We start from the raw sequence: 16,343 nt of genomic DNA, 5'->3' as shown, positions 1-16,343 counted from the left end.
ATTGATAATGTTGACCGTGGTAACAGGCTGCAGCGCAAAGAATAATTCGAGTTCGGAGAATGGTAGTCTAATGAGCGAGCCGGTGCAGGCGAATGCACCATCGGAGAAGGTTACTCTTAAGATGATGGAAAGTTTGACGAACCCTCAGCGAACGGGCATCTTGAAAGAACAAATTGCGGAGTTCGAGGCGCAGAACCCGATGATTCATGTGGAGCTGATTTCGCCTCCATTCGACCAAGCGGACGAGACGATTCGAACGATGCTTGCCGCTAAACAAGATCTGGACGTGATCGAGGTACGGGATGTTAATATTGCGGACTATGTAAGTAAACAGTACATCGATCCCCTGGATACGTATGCTGCGAGCTGGAAGGATTTCTCGACCGTGGCGGAAATTCCGCTGAATGTGGGCAGTGTGCAGGGACAGCTTTATTTTCTGGCCAACGGCCTGTATGAACGGCAGCTCTATTATCGCAAGGATTGGTTCGACAGTCAGAAGCTGATGCCGCCGGCAACGTGGCAGGAGCTGTATGAGACGGCCGTGAAGCTGACCGATCGCAGCAAGAACCGCTACGGATTCTCCTTCCGCGGCGCGAAGGGAGCCAATTCGATCTTTGATACGATGGTCCGGACGTACAATGGCGATGGGATGAATGTGGATGACGGCGCCTTCCGCAAAGACGGCACGAGTGCGTATTCGTCGCCTGAAGCGGAGCAAGCACTTTCGTTATTTGAATTGCTCTATAAGAACGCCTCGCCGGAGGAGTCGTTGTATTTTGGGTTTGAAGAGCAGGTCAATGCGTTCACCTCGGGTCAGACTGCTATGCTGCTCCAGGATTCCGATGTCATTCAGACGCTTCAGGCTAAGATGCCGCATGGCACATGGGCCACAGCCCCGATGCCAGCAGGACCGAATGGCAAGGCGTTAATTACAGTCGGAGCGGCAGGCTGGGGAATTCCCACGCAATCGCTGCATAAGGAAGAGGCATGGAAGCTGATTGCGTATCTGTCGAGCCCTGAGCAGAACATCTCTATGGGCAAACGATACGGATTGGTGCCGATTCACACGACTGCGGCTGCAGATCCGTTTTTTATGACAGGTCCCTATAAACCATTGATTGAAATGAACAATAACCCGGATAAATACATGTACTATCGACTCCCGATTCAATACCCCAGCTATTCCGAATGGGAGAGACGCTCGACCAAAGCAGAACAGCAGATGCTCCTCGGGGAAGCAACGTTGAAGGAAACGTTGACGGCTTGGGATACCTTCTGGAAGGAACAGAAGGAGCTCATGCAGCGTTAGTAAGAAGCAAGTCCGCCGGTTGGGTGGACTTGCTTTTTTTTACAAAAAAACGTTGACAGTTTGTCCCAAGCGGGAGTAGCATAGGTGCCATGTTACAAAAGTAAACCGTTTTCATTCTATCGTGAGGAGTGTACAGCGACTTGTATAACTTTAATGGTTTGGATTTGGGAATTGGAAACCTAGCAAGACTGTCGAATGCGAAGACGAGATCGATCAGCCCGGAGAACTTTACGGGTGAGCCAGGCAAGGGCGCCATGGCTGCTGAGGGTACAGGCGCAAACTGCGCACGTGATTTGGGAGTCGGCTGGAAAGTATCGCCATCCGTCGAAATCGCGGCGGGAGAAACATTAACGATGGGCGAAATTACCGGACCCGGTGCGATTCAACATATTTGGTTGACCTGCCATCCCGGTTCGTGGAGAAATATGATCTTCCGCATTTATTGGGACAATGAGGAGACGCCTTCCGTAGAAGTACCTGTCGGCGACTTCTTCTGTAACGGCTGGCAAGAGCGCTGCAACGTGAATTCGTTCCCGGTTGCGGTTAATCCGGCCGGAGGCATGAACAGCTACTGGCAAATGCCTTTCCGCGGCTCGGCGCGCCTCACAATGGAGAATACGTCAAAGTCGGACAAGGCTGTCCTGTACTATCAAATCGATTACACCCTTACGGAAGTGCCGGAGGATATGGCTTATTTCCACGCCCAGTGGAGAAGAAGCAATCCGGTCGCTTACAAGGATGTTCATACGTTAATTGACGGCGTTAAAGGTAAAGGCCATTACGTGGGTACTTATCTCGCTTGGCAAGTCAATAACACCGGCTGGTGGGGCGAAGGCGAAATCAAGTTCTTCATGGACGGCGACAGCGAGTTCCCGACGATCTGCGGAACGGGTACGGAGGATTATTTCGGCGGTGCATGGAACTGGGAGCATCCGCAGGGACAATATGGGGTTTACTCCACGCCATTCCTCGGTATGCACCAAGTCATTAAGCCGGATGGCCTGTACCGCAGCCAACAACGTTTCGGAATGTATCGTTGGCATGTTCAGGATCCGATTCGTTTCGAATCCGAGCTGCGCGTGACGATTCAAGATCTGGGCTGGCGTTCCGGCGGCCGCTACCTGCCTCAGCAAAGCGATATCGCTTCTACGACCTTCTGGTATCAAGCGGAACCGCATGCGCCATTCCCAGCTTTGCCGGGCAATGACGAGCGGGAAGTTATTTAATTCGTGTTTGTGGATGGAAGCCGGCTCAAGATGAGTCGGCTTCTTTTCTGTGCTATGATAATCTCATCCCAAACATTGGAAAAGCAGGTGGTAACTCTATGCCTTCGCGAAAGTTCGCCGGGTTATGGAAATGGATCGCACTAACGGCCGGCTATGCGGTCTTGATGGCTGTATATGTCTGGTTTACCTCGCCGAATAACGTACCGGCTGCGTATGTCGGGACCGCCGCCGATCCGGCGACATTCTTCAGCGCGGAGCAGCTGAAGGACAGTGCGGTGTTGAATGCGCTGCGTAATTGGATATTCTTCATTAGCGGGCCATGGGAATGGCTGATTTATCTGTTTCTGCTCTTCGGCGGTCTCGCTCGTTATTGGCGGGATGCATTGGAGCGCCGGGGGCTGCCGCTTGTTGTGCGGTTTCCGCTATTCGTGCTGCTAGTTGACGCGGCTTCGTTTCTGTTATATTTGCCGCTTCGCGTGTTTGGCTATAGCTTGTCGAAGTCGTATGGCATTACGACGCAGCCTGTACCGGGGTGGATTCGGGATAAACTGGTTGCCTTTGGCGTGGGGTATGTGACGCTGCTGGCTGTTTCTGCGGTAGCATTCTGGATTCTCTCTCGCAAGGGCCGATGGTGGCTGAAGCTGTGGCTGATCTCGGTGCCGTTCACGGTGTTCATGATGTATGTGCAGCCGGTCGTCATTGATCCGCTGTACAATCATTTTACGGAGCTGTCTAATCCGCAGCTGGAAGCAAGAATTCTGGAGCTCGCTGCCAAAGCAGATATACCGGCTGATCGTGTGTATGAGGCGGATATGTCCATCAAGACCAATGCGATCAACGCTTATGTGACTGGGATTGGTTCTTCTCTGCGCATCGTGCTGTGGGACACGACGCTGAAACAGCTGACCGAGCAGGAGATTCTGCTCATTATGGCGCATGAGATGGGGCACTATGTGATGCACCACTTAGAGTGGAGCGCACTAGGCGCTGTCGGTTCGTCCCTTGTGGTTATTGTTGTTGGCGGCTGGATCTATACATGGAGCATTCGCCGCTACGGGGATCGCTTCGGCATTCGCAGTCGCTCCGATATGACGGCACTGCCGTTCTTGCTGCTGATTATCGCTGTGCTGTCTTTCGCGTCGCTGCCGGTTAGCAATCTCGTGTCGCGAGGCGCGGAATCCGCGGCTGATGCCTATGCGATGGATTTGCTCGGCAGTGCGGACGGCTCTATCTCGATGCAGCAGAAGACTGCGGTTATTACGCTGAGCGATATTAACCCGCCGCTGCTGGTGCGCTGGTTCCGGGATACGCATCCCAGCGATCTGGAGCGGATTGCGGCGGCTATGACATTCGAACGTGAGCATAAAGGGGAAGGAACGCATGAGTAATTCTCCTGCCAAAGGCGAGGTCTCGCTTTATCTGCTGAGCGGTCTGGCGACCGCTCCGCAATTCATGGAGAGCTTTCGAGCTGCGCTGCATGCTATACTGACTCGAGAAGGCTACGAGGTAGGTGCTTCGCAGCTGCTCTTCCCCTATGGGGATTGGAGCCGGAACGTCATCCCGCAGCTTTGGGAAATCGGGCGTGATATGCGGCTTAGTTCGCGGCATGCTGCTCGCTCCATTGGAGGGAAGCGCGTGGTCGCTGAGATTCAGGCTGGACGACTTCGCCGAGGGCTGCAGGGAGGCCGGACGATTCTGATCGGCCACAGCGGCGGCGGCGTAGCAGCCGTGCAAGCGGCGAAGCTTCTGCATGAGCAAGAGGGCGGGGCACCGAGCCCGGTAGTGATGATTGGCTCGCCGCGATGCCGCATTGCGCAGGAGCTGCGGCAGTCGGTGCTGTTTGTTCATGCTACCGCAGAGTCGCCGGAGTCTGTTGGCGACCGAGCGATTGATAAGATAAGCCGGCTGGGCACATTCGGCGGCTGGGCTCGCGGGCAGCGCGGCTTCCTGCCTGTATGGCAGCCGGATAAGCATGGGCCGGCCGGAGCATGCGGCGTACCGATTATTGGCAAACATGCGGATTATTTTCGAGAGCATGCACCGTATACGAATCGGATGGGCTTGTCGAACCAGTGGCTGACGCTGCAGGCGGTATGGGGCTGGCTTAGCGGAATCATCTAGAACAAAGTCTTGCTGTTCTCTGGTAATTTTGCTATTTTGCATAGTATACAAACTAATTATGGTGACACTATGACTGGGAGGAACTGGGGATAATGCTTATTGGAGCGGTGGAAGCCGGCGGTACGAAGTTTGTTTGTGGGATCGGTAATGAGAAAGGCGAAATTCTGGATCGGGTGAGCTTCCCGACCGAGCAGCCGGAGAAAACGCTGGCGAACGTGATTGCGTATTTCCGTGAGAAAGAAGTAGAAGCTATCGGGATCGGCTCGTTCGGTCCGATTAATATTGATCCGAATAGTCCGTTATACGGCTATGTTACGACAACGCCGAAGCCGGGCTGGGGCAACTATCCATTCCTGCCGGAGCTGCGCAAGGTGTTTGACGTTCCTTTTGGCTGGGATACGGATGTAAACGCGGCTGCACTCGGTGAAGCAACTTGGGGCGCGGCTGCCGGACTGGACAGCTGTCTCTATTACACGATCGGTACCGGTGTCGGTGTCGGCGTATATGCAGAAGGCAAGCTCGTTCATGGATTGGTTCATCCGGAGGGCGGACACGTGTTGACGCGTCGTCATCCGGAGGATACGTATGAAGGCTTCTGCCCGTATCATGGCGATTGCTTGGAAGGCATGGCTGCAGGTCCGGCGCTTGAGGGCAGATGGAAAGTGAAGGGCAGCGAGCTAGGTGTGGATCATCCGGCTTGGGCGATGGAGGCTTTCTATATTGGACAGGCCGTATCGAGTGCGGTTCTGCTCATGTCGCCGAAGCGTATTATTCTGGGCGGCGGCGTTATGCATCAGGAGCATCTCTTCCCGCTCATCCGTGAAGAGGTTCGCAAGAACCTGAACGGTTACGTCAGCGCGGAAGCGTTGCTTGGCGGCATCGACGAGTACATCGTGCCTCCGGGTCTTGGCGACAACGCCGGCTTGAGCGGTGCGTTGGCACTTGGCCTGCGAGCGCTTAGCGCGAAGTAATGAATAAAAGCTGCTCCAATAGTTGCGATTAGGCGACTTTTGGAGCAGCTTTTTGTTTTATGCGAGCGGACCGGGCTGTTGGAGGCGGAAATGATGCCGGAAATGCAACATTTCACCCTCATCGGTGGGTAAATGGAGCCCAATGTAGCACAAATGGCAGCATTTCAATGAAGAATGGCCCATATATGGCTTGATGAGATGAAAATGTTGTAGTTAGCGCAACATTTCCTCCGTGAGGCCACCATTTCCCGATAAATGTTGCATGAAAGGCAGCATTTTCTCAATCACGTGCGAGGTGTGATGGTCGTGATGATGCGTGATGCTAAGACATAAATCGCGCACCGGGAGAAGCTGCGTTAGAGAAGCGGAGTATCGCTACTCGCTCAGCGAGCGCACATAGCGCAGTGCCGTGCTCGAGAGCTCTTCCCACTGATCCGCGTGGTTAGGCGGGACCTGGATCCAGCCCTTCATCGCTTTGCCCGGGGACGGCTCGAATGTCCCCGCGCCGTCAAGAGCTGCGGCGCTGTTGTCCGCAGGCAGCTTGAAGACCATGTTGCCACGGTGGAACATGGCAAAAGCTTTCTTGTTGATTTTCAAACATTTTGCGCCGAACATGCTGCCCTTCACGACTTCATCGCTTACGACCAGCTGATCGCCGATTTCGTTGTACAGGTGCTCATAGTGCGACATACTCGTTCCTCCTACTCCTCACGAACAAGCGGCTTCCCGCTGAAATTACGCACCTCAACCGTAAGCTGCGGCGGTGCCGATATCCGGTAACGAAGCTCGCCATCCTCGATGCGCCATTCCAGTTCGACAAGCCCCTCCGGTGTCGGCAGCTTCCCGCTGCACCATTGCAGCGACGTGTTCGTGAAGACGATCGACAGCTTATTCCGCTTCAGATCGAGCGATTCGATGCCAAGCGCATCGCGGTACAGACTGCGTACGACATGGGAGGCAAAGCCGTGGTTGCAGCTGGCAGTCGTACGGTTATGCTCCCAGAGCGTACCGGTTTGCTCAGCCATTAAGCCGAAGAAAGCTTTGATCTCCTCCAGCAGCTGTGCGGAGGCGCCTAATTGCGATAACAGCTCCATGCGTAAATAATAGCCGATAAACGCGTTTGCTGGATGGATCTCGCTAATATCGGCGATGGTTGGTTCCTCCGCGCCGCGGCTCGGGCTGAAATCGTGAACGAGGCTCGCGTACCAATCGTGCTGCGTCTCGGCATCCGCAATCCCGAAGAAGGCAGCGTAGTATTGGCACACTTCGGTGCGGTTGTCGGTCATTTCGATTTCGCCATCCGCATTCTCAATCGCCTGATCGACGAAGAACTTCCCATCGAACGAAAATTCCCGAATGACCTGCTTCAGTGCGACCCCTTGCGCCAAGTAATCGTCGTTATGGTAAAGCCGGCCTGCTGCTTCCAGTGCCCCGGCGTAGAGCATGTTGGAAGGGAAGTTAATGCCGCTAACAAAGCTGTTCGCCTTCGACCATTCGATAAACACCCAGCTCTCCAAGTTCTCCAGCAGCCCAAACTCATTATGGAAGCCTTCAAAATAACGCAGCAGCGCATCCACTCGCGGCTGCAGGGAACGGATCAGCTCCTCATCCCCGCCGCGCGAACGGAATTCCTCCAGCTGAATAATGAACCACAGCGACCAATTGGGAATGAACTCGCCGCTGTAATGATCCGCGGGATAACACATGGGCAGCATGCCCTCAGGCAGATGAGCGAAGTGCTCCGGCAGCGCGAAATTCTCAAGGAAATTGTGCTCAATGACGGAGCGTCCGGTCAAATCGGCCTCAACACGAGCTGTGAAGAAGCTGTCGCATAACCAGCCGGCACGTTCACGAGAAGGGCAGTCCATGAAAATATCAACCGCATTCTGACGGAACGATTCCCTCGCTGCTTCGAAGATTTTCCCTAGTGCCTCATCAGAGCTGCTGAAATTCGCGCGATCCGCATCCGGATTCGCATATTCCCGTAAGGTGCAGCCGGAGAGAAGGCAGTCACCTTCGAGAACGATGATTTTCATATATTTCAGCGTATAGGGTTCAATCGATTCGAAGGCATAAGCACCAGGCTCGCAGGCGAGATGGATGACGTTCGAGCATTCCAGCCGCAGATGATCGACATCGCCATGCAAGAGAATCTCATCGAATGTAATCGCAATGCGCGAAGCACGCTCACATGTGAACTGAATGCCAATAAACCCGGATAGATTGCGGTCAAAAGCCAGTATCGAAGTATCCTGTGTGCCCAATTGAAGTGGTTGCCCATCATACGCAACGGCTGCCGCATCGCTGGGCAGGCTCGTCTCGAGCTCCCCCAACTCATCCGTAGGAAGGAGCGCCAGCTCGCTGATCTCGAAGCCTTTGAACAAGGGGCCAATTCCGGTTAACGCACGGTCCCGCCATGGGGAAGTTGCGTCAGCCCCGCCATCGGCGCGTTTCGCAACCGTGCCGGAGGCAACGATGGCGGCCGGAGCTTTGACCGCAAAGTCCGAATAACTTACCCGCCGCGGCAGAAGCTGTTTCTCTTCCATAATAGCACTCGAAGCCGCCGGAGAAGCGGGGATCGAATCCGCGTTTGTGCGCCACTCATGAACATGCGCATCCAACTGATACGCCTCGATAAAAGCACGCTGGAAGCTGTAACGCTGCACCTTCTGCACGCGTTCCGGAAGCACGAACACGTCGAAGACTCGAGCCGAATCACCTGTCGCAGCTGCGACAACGCCATCAAGCTCAACCTCTGCCTGGACAAAAGAAGGCTGGTCAAGCGTGTAAAAGCTGTTCACATTATAGCCCGCGACTTCAATGGCGACGATGTTCAGACCTTCCTGCACCACACTCGGCGAAAGCTCCCATTCATCGACGCGGTAATGGCCGTGCGGTCCTGCCGCCGGGCCATGCCCGCAGAAATGCCCATTCACATAAACGCGATAACGGGAGGAAGCCGTGATTCTTACAATCCGGCGTTCCGTCCCAATCTCTTGAAACTGAGCTCTAAAGCCGCCGGTGCAATTCATTTCCTGCTCTAGCCCTTCCGGCCAGATGGGGCGTGCATGTTTAAACATAGCGAGTTCTACCTCCGGGAATGGGTTATCTTATCTATCTTCTGATTCGCGCCGCCACAGCTGGACCTAATAATAAGCTCCGACGGGATGACGATATTCTGAGCGCTGCGTTCTTTCTTGCGGGTGAGCAGTTTATAGAGGAGCCTCGCGCCTTCCTTGCCGATCTCATGCAGATCTGTTGTCGCCGATGAAATACCGTATTTCTCGGCGAGCTCGGAGTTCTCGAAGCTGATGAGTGCGAGGTCATCCGGGATGGATATGCGATGCTCCCTCGCATATTCGTACACCCCGACAGCTTGTGTATCCCGTCCGGATACGATGGCAGTCGGCGGCTCCTTCAAGCTAAGCAAAGCATTCGCAGCGCGGTAGCCGCTTCCTTCAAGCTCATCACCGATAAACAGGTACTCATCGCGGTACCGAATTCCTGCCTCTTCAAGGGCGCCACGATAGCCTTCAAGCCGATCCTCACATACGAGAAATTCGAGTGGTCCCGGGCTGATGAATGCGATTCGCGTATGCCCGAGCGCCAGTAGATGCTGCACGTTGCGGTAGGCGATATCGTAATTATCGACGTCGACGGAATTGACCTGGTTCTTCAGACCGTTGCTGCCAATGATGACGACGGGAAAATGATGGCCCAGCAGCTCTTCGATGACCGAGGAATCGTGGCTAGGCAAGCAGATCAGCACACCGTCCATCGCACGCTCGCGCATCAGCTTGATGAGCTTCGGTGTTTTGGCTTTATGGCCTTGATTATCCCAGGAAATCAGCAGATTATAATCCTTCTGATCCAGTATCTCGCCTATGCCTTGCAGCAGATGGGGAAACACGCTGTTGCCTGCAAAGGAGAAGAAATTAGAAGCAGGCTGAGGCGTAAACAAACAAATATTGTTCGTCTTGCGTGTGACAAGGCCGCGGGCTGCAGAGTTCGGCTGATAGTTCAGCCGTTTGATAACCTCGAATATGCGGTCTTTCGTATCAGGCGCGACAGGTGCGGTGCCATTAAAGGCGAAAGAAACCGTAGAAATCGATACGCCGGCTTCTCGCGCAATATCTTTGATCGTGACGCTGCGGTCTGACTTTCTCATCGCTCGCACCCTCTAAAAACGTTTTATACGGCTAACGTAGCACACCGATTTGAGAGCGTCAATATATGGAATTTGTTATGATAAGTAAGGGGTCCCGAAATAAGACCCCCACGATTCGTTACATCTGAGAAGGGGTTATTTTCGGGCAAATAAGACTTCTACGATTCGTTAGAATAAGTGGGAGTGGGCTATGCAACTTTGTCGCTAGACTCACAATTAAAACGTTTTAACCTTCGCAAGTACGACATCAATTCACAAATGCCGGGGTATACTCAGTACAGCAAGCAGGTAAAGAGTACCTTGGGAGGGAGGAGATCGGATTTGAATCAAATTGGCCAGACCGTTCCATATGGCTATGAGCCGCCTAAGGAGCAGCTAAAAGGAACCATGATTGTGTATGATTCCTTCCAGCGGATGTCAAACGAGAGTCTTGCTTTTGCCGTGGAAACGGCGGTAAAGCATCGTTTTGCCAAGCTGGTGCTGTACCCGCTGCATGAAGAGACAATCAGACGGATGACGAAGGAAACCGTGCTGCCTTATTATAAAAGGCTGGATCGACTGCATGATTGGAAACGTGAGCTTGAAGCTCAGCATGAGGTCGGCGGAAGAGACAGCGGAGGGCTAACCATTGTCATAGAGGGGCTGGAAGGCAAGCGGAAGAAATATACGCCGATCGAAGCGGCACTGCGCCATCTGGCAGAGTCCTACCCATCCCCCTACTTCTTGTATATCACGCCGGAGACGGCTAATTTGTTCGCCTCTTACTCTTCGTTCGAGGAGTGGATCGTCAAATTAAGATTGCTGCTGGCATCTAAACCATCGCAATCGCTGCATCCTAAGCTGGAACAATATCGTCATCGCTGGAATATCGCAGGTGAATAATAGAAGCAAACAAGCCCCGGCACTTGATTATGTGACCGCGGGCTTGTTTTGGCTTAGTCAGGGTTTGGTTGTAGGTGTAGAGGATAGGTCGATGAACATGTAGATAAGAATGAAAACGAGGATTAGGCAGCTTTCGAAGGGGAAAGGGGCTTGTCCGTATTGCGATCTGCGATCATGCGAAGCTCTTGAAGCAAGACGTTCAGTTCGTTACGCAGGTCGCTTAGTTCTTTACTGCAGCGGGTTTGAAGTCTGTTTAGCTCTTGATCTGACAGTTGATTCTGTTTCACTTGGTAAATCAGTTTGTTGGTCATGGTGTCACTTTCGCTCAACCTGGTGGTGTAGATGATGCTGGAATTCGTAGACGTAGACGTGGACATGGATTTGGTGCAGCTCCTTCGTGGTTTAGTTGAACCCAGTATAGCAACGAATGATTAGAGGAAGATGTGAGAATTGTAAAAGCAGTGTTAGATTTTGGTTCCGTGTCCTGCAACCGGCCGCTTCGTTCACTCGTCAGAGGAAGAAGAGATAGAGAATGGGGAACGTTGGGTAATTTACGAATATGAGGTGATGTTGATGAGAAGAGGAAGAAGAGTTGCGATGTGGGTGATGGCCGTGCTGCTTGGGACATCTTTATGGGTGCCGGCGAGGTATAACGCTTCTGCACAGGCGGCAGCGCCGGAACCGGAGGCTTCCGCAGCCTGCAGAACCGATAATCATGGATTGAACTTACAGGCGATGACGGATACGAACGCTCCGCATATACAGGCGATTCAGTTCTTAGGCGCCACTATCGGACGCGCGGCCGGGAACGGCTTCATGATCGGCACATCAGACGGGGGCTGCCACTGGCAAGCCATCTATAACACAGGCAAACTGAGCTTCAGCCAGATGGAGTTCTTGACCAATTCGGTTGGCTATGTGCTGGCAAAGACGAGTGCAACGAAGCAGAATACGCTGCTCAAAACGACAAATGGCGGCGCCGACTATACATGGGTGCCTACAGGGCAGTATGGTTTTGAGCGGATTGATTTTCTGAACGAGCAAGTGGGTTACGGGTTTACGCGTGCATTCACCTTCAAGACGACGAATGGCGGCCAAACATGGACCAAATTGACGACACCGCCGAACTCCCGCTACGTTCATTTCGTAACGGAAAATAAAGGCTGGGTCATTACGGTGCTGGCTGCCGGCGGGTATGAGGTGAAGCGCACGACTGACGGCGGTCGCCACTGGACCGATTCCCTTAAGGTCAAAGCATCCGTCAACTATGGCGGAGCCATCTATGGCACGGACAGCTCTGATATATGGGTGCTGCTGGTTGGCGATTCCGGGATGTCGCAGACGTCCTACTCGTTGTTCCATACCGCGGATGCAGGCGCGCACTGGAAGCAAGTGATCTCGCATCCTACTGCGGGTGGCGGACCGGCGCCGGGACCGGTTGCTCCTGCGGGTACACTTGAAGGACCGGCGGGAAGGCCGACAGATATGGCGGTGCTTGGGCGCCAAGGGGCATTCCTGGCAGCCGGCAGCGGAGCGCTGGATAATCTGCAATTCGGCCGATCGCTGGATGATGGCAAGACATGGAGCAATTTGCCGATAGCTGTGCCCGGGTATGAAGGGAAGCTTTCGTTCGTGTCGCCGACTACCGGCTATCTGGCGGTAACGAGCCTGTCGAAGTCCGGCGTCTACCGGACCGTTGACGGCGGGAAGACGTGGGCGAAACGATTTTCGCTGCCAGAGCCTCAGTAAATGATGCTATAATGGTGGGAAAAAGGCGGTGAACGAGCGCGATGATTCACCACGAGGGCATTCATCATGTGAGCTTGATCGTTACAGATATCGAGCGGGCGAAGGCATTTTATCGAGATGTGATCGGCTTACAGGAGATTCAGCGGCCGGCGTTTGATTTTGAAGGGGCTTGGTATGCCGTTGGCGGCGGTGGTCAGCAGCTGCATTTGCTCGTACATGACGGCGAGACGAAGCGCACCAGTGGCATTGATACGAGGGACGGACATTTTGCGATTCGCGTGGCCGACTTTGACGAAACAATCGATTGGCTGAATGAGTGCGGCATCCCGCATCGTCACAACCGTAACAGTATCACGGGTTTCTCTCAGATTTTCCTGCTCGATCCCGATCGTAATGTGATTGAGCTCAATGCCGCCCGGCACGATTCCTAAGTAGAAAAAAGACCGATTCCGAACGCGTAGCCGTTACGCGGGGGAGTCGGTCTTTTTTGTGCTGCGGAGCTATCCTTCGATCATAAGCAGCTCCTGTATTTCCTCGGCGGTGAGGGCAGAGAGCGCCTCTTGACCGGGCTGAATCACCTCGTCGATGAGGTTCTTCTTGCGCTGCTGCAGCTCGTACATTTTGTCCTCGACTGTGCCTTCGGAGACGAGTCGGATGACTTGGACGACCTTCTTCTGTCCGATGCGATGCGCGCGGTCGGCGGCCTGCTGCTCTACGGCAGGGTTCCACCAGAGGTCATAGAGAATGACGGTGTCTGCACCCGTGAGGTTAAGTCCCGTACCGCCGGCTTTCAGCGAGATGAGGAATAAATCCCGCTCGCCATCGTTGAACCTTGTGCTTAGCTCAGCTCGTTCCGAGGACGGCGTACTGCCATCCAAGTAGAAATGGGGGATTTCGCGCCGCTGCATTTCCAGCTTGATGATCTTCAGCATCTCCACGAACTGCGAGAATACGAGCAGCCGCTTGCCTGCTTCGCGGCATTCGTCGATCAGCTCCAGCAGCTGCTCCAGCTTGGCTGAACTGCCCGCATAGTCCTCGATGAAGAGGGCGGGATGGCAGCATAGCTGGCGCAGACGGGTAAGGCCTGCTAAGATGCGGATCCGATTCTTATGCAGCGTATCCTTGTTCAGATGCTTCAGCGTCTCCTCGCGAAGCTTGGCGAGATAGGCGGCATACAGCTTCTTCTGCTCCGGCAGCAGCTTCGACACCTGCGTGGACTCGATCTTCTCCGGCAGCTCCTTCAGAACGTCGGTCTTCACGCGGCGCAGCAAGAACGGACGCGAGCGCTTCGCGACGACTTCGCGCGGCAGATCGCCGAAGGCGCGTCTTGCCGGGAAGAGCTCGGGGCACACCGCATCGAAGATCGACCACAGATCCTCCAATCGATTCTCTACAGGCGTTCCTGTCAGAGCGAAATGATGACGCGCCTTCAGCAGCTTTACGCTTTGCGCAGTCTGAGTGGTGTAATTCTTGAATGCTTGCGCTTCATCCAGAATCAAGGTGTGAAAGGACATGCCGGCATAAGCTTCGATGTCCCGCCGCAACAGCGGATAAGATGTAATTAAGACATCAAGGGTCGAGCTTCTTCTCAGTATTGCGTCTCGCTCTTGCTTCGTCCCATCGACAATCGCGACGCGAAGGCTTGGCGCGAATTTACGCAGCTCATTTCGCCAGTTGTAGGTGATGGAAGCGGGGGCGACGATTAGTGCGGGCAGTCGTTCTTCGCGAATATCCGGTAGGAACGATTGTAGGAACGCGATGGCCTGCAACGTCTTGCCAAGCCCCATATCATCTGCAAGAATTCCGCCGAAGCCATATCGGGCCAGCGTCCGCATCCACTGATAACCATAGCTTTGATAGTCCCGCAGCACGCCGGACATGCCTTCCGGCAGTTCGAAATCCAGATTATCCGGATTTCGGAGATTCTCGAGCAGCTGTCTGAGCGGTTTATCGAGCTTGACCGAGCTGCCTTGCCTCGGCGTATCCATCAGATGCAGACCACGGAAGAGCGGGATGGAAATGCCGGAATCGCGCAGATCCTTCAGCGTGAACCGAGCCTCGTTAATCATGCGAATAATTTCCTGCATCGCTTCCGTCTCAAGCGGCATTAGAGCGCCGGTTGCCAAGCGGTGAAATTTGCGCTTCTCCTCAATGGACTTAAGCAGCTTGCGAATTTCGGCCTCAGGTATGCCATCGATATCGAATTTGAAATCCAGCCAATTCGTTCGTTCGTTAAACTGGACTTTCACAATCGGCGGTACGCTTCCCGTATGGATGCGTGTACGTACGGCCGAAGTGGCATGCACCGTCAGCAGCTTCTCCAGCTGCGGCACGACATGGTAGAGGAAGTGATATTCACTGTCCTCGTCACCTAAGAAGTAGCCGGCCTCCGTTTTGGCGAAAGAAGCCTCTTCCATAAGCGTGAGAATCTGGCGTTCCTGCTCGCCATCACGCACGAGAATCGGTCCGTTCGTACGGACCTCGCTCTCGGCTTCCAGCGGATTGATGACCAGGTCGCCATAGTGGAATTCCAGCGCAGCGAGAAGTCTGTCCCGGACGCGGTCGAGGAACAGCTTAGCCTTGAGCGGCCGATGCGTGATGCGGCGCGACACGTCTTCCGCGATATGGACAGTGCCCAGCTTCAGCAGCTCCGGCACTACGCGCTCCATGAAGGGCTCGATTTGTTCCGGAAGGATCGGAATATAAGGCAAGGAGGACCGTTCTTGCAGCTGCTGCAGCACTGCCAGTCGGCGGCAAGCGGCTGGCGGCAGCTCGATAAATCTGCCATCCACGAGAATAAGACCGTAGGCTTCAATGATGACCAGTTGGTCCAAGCCTTGCGCTTGAACGTGATAGCTGCCTCGGTCGCGAATTGGAGCGCCGCTTTCATGAAGCTGCCGGAGATCGAAGGTTAGTGGCGGAATCCGCTCTTCGGATATCGCAATGGTTGGATAAGCGGTATTGCCTTGCTCGAGCATCGTCGAAGGCGCGCTGATCAACGTGGCGAGCAGAGGCTTCCAAGCACCGGGCGGGATCGGCAGCATACGCTGGCCGCTGAGCGGAGCCGCATGTATGGCATAGATGCTCGATGTTTCTTGGTATAAGCGTTCCTGCTGCAGCACCGCAATCAGCTGCCGGATCACCTCGAAGTCTTCCGGCAGGAAGCTGTGCAGCTGCGGATCATAGTGAAAGGATTTCGCAATCGTAAACGGCTCGCCGAGTTCAATGTGACGGAGAAACTCGCGAATCTGCTGTACGATGATCGGCCGCTTCGTTCCGACCTTCAGCTCGATGCCAAGCAGCAGCTTGCCGCCGCTGTAAGTAAACGGCTTGCAGACGAAGGTGACGGCAAGCGGTTCGCGGGTATCGAACCGAGTCTGAGCGCTGCGAATGGACTTCCGCGAGCTCGCCGGAGCGAACATGGAGAGCAGCTCGCGGGCGAGCTCGCCGCTCGACTCTAGGGAGGCAGAACCGGAAGTAGGGCTGTTGCCGGCATGTGCGGTTTGTGCGGTTTGGCTACCCCCTCCCATCGGAGCTCGGCCGCTCTGCTGCGCATCGTACAAGAGCAAGAGGACGGCCGCGACATGGGAGCAATATTTGTCGTAGGAAGATAAGGAGGGGCAGTTGCATTTGGCGGCAACATCGCCATCGTCATCGAAACGGATGCTGACTTCGAACGTTTCCTGCAGCTTGACTGTCGCCTCGCATCGAGCGGCGTCCGGATCATAATAGGTAATCGCTACTTTCCGGCTGCGGAAAGCGGATTCCCCTTTCTTATAGGAAAGCTGCCCGCACATCGAAAGAATAGCGGACTGCGTCAGATGGTAGCTCATGTGCGGTATTCCTTTCCTTTGTGCCCTATCGGGCAAGGTCTGCTCGTGAAGCTCTATCAGCATCATAACCGTTTTGATCATGGC

Annotated in this window: 13 protein-coding genes; 8 read left to right on the top strand and 5 right to left on the bottom strand. The window is 54.4% G+C overall.

Annotated elements, in window-relative coordinates; all coding sequences use genetic code 11:
• Nucleotides 1-70 precede the first annotated feature (70 nt).
• The 5 genes from AC0YNS_RS20505 (at nt 71) to AC0YNS_RS20485 (ending at nt 5,627) form a co-directional block, all read left to right on the top strand.
• A complete protein-coding gene (locus AC0YNS_RS20505; RefSeq protein WP_475782828.1) occupies nt 71-1,309 on the top strand; it encodes an ABC transporter substrate-binding protein in 1,239 nt (412 codons plus the stop codon).
• A 140-nt stretch (nt 1,310-1,449) separates the two neighbouring features.
• Nucleotides 1,450-2,535: a glycoside hydrolase family 172 protein gene (locus AC0YNS_RS20500; protein WP_475782827.1), complete on the top strand. Its 1,086-nt coding sequence runs from the start codon at nt 1,450-1,452 to the stop codon at nt 2,533-2,535.
• Between the two features lie 98 nt (nt 2,536-2,633).
• Nucleotides 2,634-3,923 (top strand): M48 family metallopeptidase, encoded by a 1,290-nt coding sequence (locus AC0YNS_RS20495; protein ID WP_475782826.1) that lies wholly within the window; start codon nt 2,634-2,636, stop codon nt 3,921-3,923.
• Nucleotides 3,916-4,656: an alpha/beta hydrolase family protein gene (locus tag AC0YNS_RS20490; protein WP_475782825.1), complete on the top strand. Its 741-nt coding sequence runs from the start codon at nt 3,916-3,918 to the stop codon at nt 4,654-4,656. Before AC0YNS_RS20495 ends, AC0YNS_RS20490 begins: the two co-directional genes overlap by 8 nt.
• 92 nt (nt 4,657-4,748) lie before the next feature.
• A complete protein-coding gene (locus AC0YNS_RS20485) occupies nt 4,749-5,627 on the top strand; it encodes an ROK family protein (protein WP_475782824.1) in 879 nt (292 codons plus the stop codon).
• Nucleotides 5,628-6,002: 375 nt separating this feature from the next.
• Here AC0YNS_RS20485 and AC0YNS_RS20480 read toward each other — a convergent pair whose 3' ends face one another.
• The 3 genes from AC0YNS_RS20480 to AC0YNS_RS20470 are packed head-to-tail and all read right to left on the bottom strand — an operon-like array spanning nt 6,003 to nt 9,795.
• Nucleotides 6,003-6,317: a TfoX/Sxy family protein gene (locus AC0YNS_RS20480; protein WP_475782823.1), complete on the bottom strand. Its 315-nt coding sequence runs from the start codon at nt 6,315-6,317 to the stop codon at nt 6,003-6,005.
• Nucleotides 6,318-6,328: 11 nt separating this feature from the next.
• A complete protein-coding gene (locus tag AC0YNS_RS20475) occupies nt 6,329-8,707 on the bottom strand; it encodes an alpha-L-rhamnosidase-related protein (RefSeq protein WP_475782822.1) in 2,379 nt (792 codons plus the stop codon).
• Nucleotides 8,708-8,715: 8 nt separating this feature from the next.
• The gene (locus AC0YNS_RS20470; protein WP_475782821.1) at nt 8,716-9,795 is read right to left on the bottom strand and encodes a LacI family DNA-binding transcriptional regulator; all 1,080 of its coding nucleotides are present in this window, start codon (nt 9,793-9,795) and stop codon (nt 8,716-8,718) included.
• A gap of 321 nt (nt 9,796-10,116) precedes the next feature.
• Here AC0YNS_RS20470 and AC0YNS_RS20465 point away from each other — a divergent pair, with 321 nt between their 5' ends.
• A complete protein-coding gene (locus tag AC0YNS_RS20465) occupies nt 10,117-10,677 on the top strand; it encodes a hypothetical protein (RefSeq protein WP_475782820.1) in 561 nt (186 codons plus the stop codon).
• A gap of 122 nt (nt 10,678-10,799) precedes the next feature.
• On the opposite strand, the gene AC0YNS_RS20460 is transcribed toward AC0YNS_RS20465, so the two are convergent.
• Nucleotides 10,800-11,054, bottom strand: a complete 255-nt coding sequence (locus AC0YNS_RS20460) for a hypothetical protein (protein WP_475782819.1) — start codon at nt 11,052-11,054, stop codon at nt 10,800-10,802.
• Nucleotides 11,055-11,250: 196 nt separating this feature from the next.
• Between AC0YNS_RS20460 and AC0YNS_RS20455 the strand changes: the two genes are divergently transcribed.
• Both AC0YNS_RS20455 and AC0YNS_RS20450 read left to right on the top strand, forming a co-directional pair.
• On the top strand, nt 11,251-12,426 hold the full coding sequence (locus AC0YNS_RS20455; protein ID WP_475782818.1) for a WD40/YVTN/BNR-like repeat-containing protein: 1,176 nt from the start codon (nt 11,251-11,253) through the stop codon (nt 12,424-12,426).
• A gap of 41 nt (nt 12,427-12,467) precedes the next feature.
• The gene (locus AC0YNS_RS20450; RefSeq protein ID WP_475782817.1) at nt 12,468-12,857 is read left to right on the top strand and encodes a VOC family protein; all 390 of its coding nucleotides are present in this window, start codon (nt 12,468-12,470) and stop codon (nt 12,855-12,857) included.
• A 69-nt stretch (nt 12,858-12,926) separates the two neighbouring features.
• Here the strand turns inward: AC0YNS_RS20450 and AC0YNS_RS20445 are convergent, their stop codons facing one another.
• Nucleotides 12,927-16,259, bottom strand: coding sequence for a DEAD/DEAH box helicase (locus AC0YNS_RS20445; RefSeq protein WP_475782816.1), 3,333 nt, complete (start codon nt 16,257-16,259; stop codon nt 12,927-12,929).
• Nucleotides 16,260-16,343 lie beyond the last annotated feature (84 nt).

It is taken from the genome of Paenibacillus sp. J22FR21 (assembly GCF_056269135.1).
The sequence above is the reverse complement of the archived record's forward strand: the minus strand, read 5'-3'. Positions and strand labels throughout refer to the sequence as shown.

Excerpts from the sequence above, each read along its gene's own strand:
- AC0YNS_RS20505 (WP_475782828.1), top strand. The coding sequence starts at position 71 with ATGAGCGAGCCGGTGCAGGCGAATGCACCATCGGAGAAGGTTACTCTT.
- AC0YNS_RS20495 (WP_475782826.1), top strand. The coding sequence starts at position 2,634 with ATGCCTTCGCGAAAGTTCGCCGGGTTATGGAAATGGATCGCACTAACG.
- AC0YNS_RS20490 (WP_475782825.1), top strand. The coding sequence starts at position 3,916 with ATGAGTAATTCTCCTGCCAAAGGCGAGGTCTCGCTTTATCTGCTGAGC.
- AC0YNS_RS20485 (WP_475782824.1), top strand. The coding sequence starts at position 4,749 with ATGCTTATTGGAGCGGTGGAAGCCGGCGGTACGAAGTTTGTTTGTGGG.
- AC0YNS_RS20480 (WP_475782823.1), bottom strand. The coding sequence starts at position 6,317 with ATGTCGCACTATGAGCACCTGTACAACGAAATCGGCGATCAGCTGGTC.
- AC0YNS_RS20475 (WP_475782822.1), bottom strand. The coding sequence starts at position 8,707 with ATGTTTAAACATGCACGCCCCATCTGGCCGGAAGGGCTAGAGCAGGAA.
- AC0YNS_RS20470 (WP_475782821.1), bottom strand. The coding sequence starts at position 9,795 with ATGAGAAAGTCAGACCGCAGCGTCACGATCAAAGATATTGCGCGAGAA.
- AC0YNS_RS20460 (WP_475782819.1), bottom strand. The coding sequence starts at position 11,054 with ATGTCCACGTCTACGTCTACGAATTCCAGCATCATCTACACCACCAGG.
- AC0YNS_RS20455 (WP_475782818.1), top strand. The coding sequence starts at position 11,251 with ATGAGAAGAGGAAGAAGAGTTGCGATGTGGGTGATGGCCGTGCTGCTT.
- AC0YNS_RS20450 (WP_475782817.1), top strand. The coding sequence starts at position 12,468 with ATGATTCACCACGAGGGCATTCATCATGTGAGCTTGATCGTTACAGAT.
- AC0YNS_RS20445 (WP_475782816.1), bottom strand. The coding sequence starts at position 16,259 with ATGAGCTACCATCTGACGCAGTCCGCTATTCTTTCGATGTGCGGGCAG.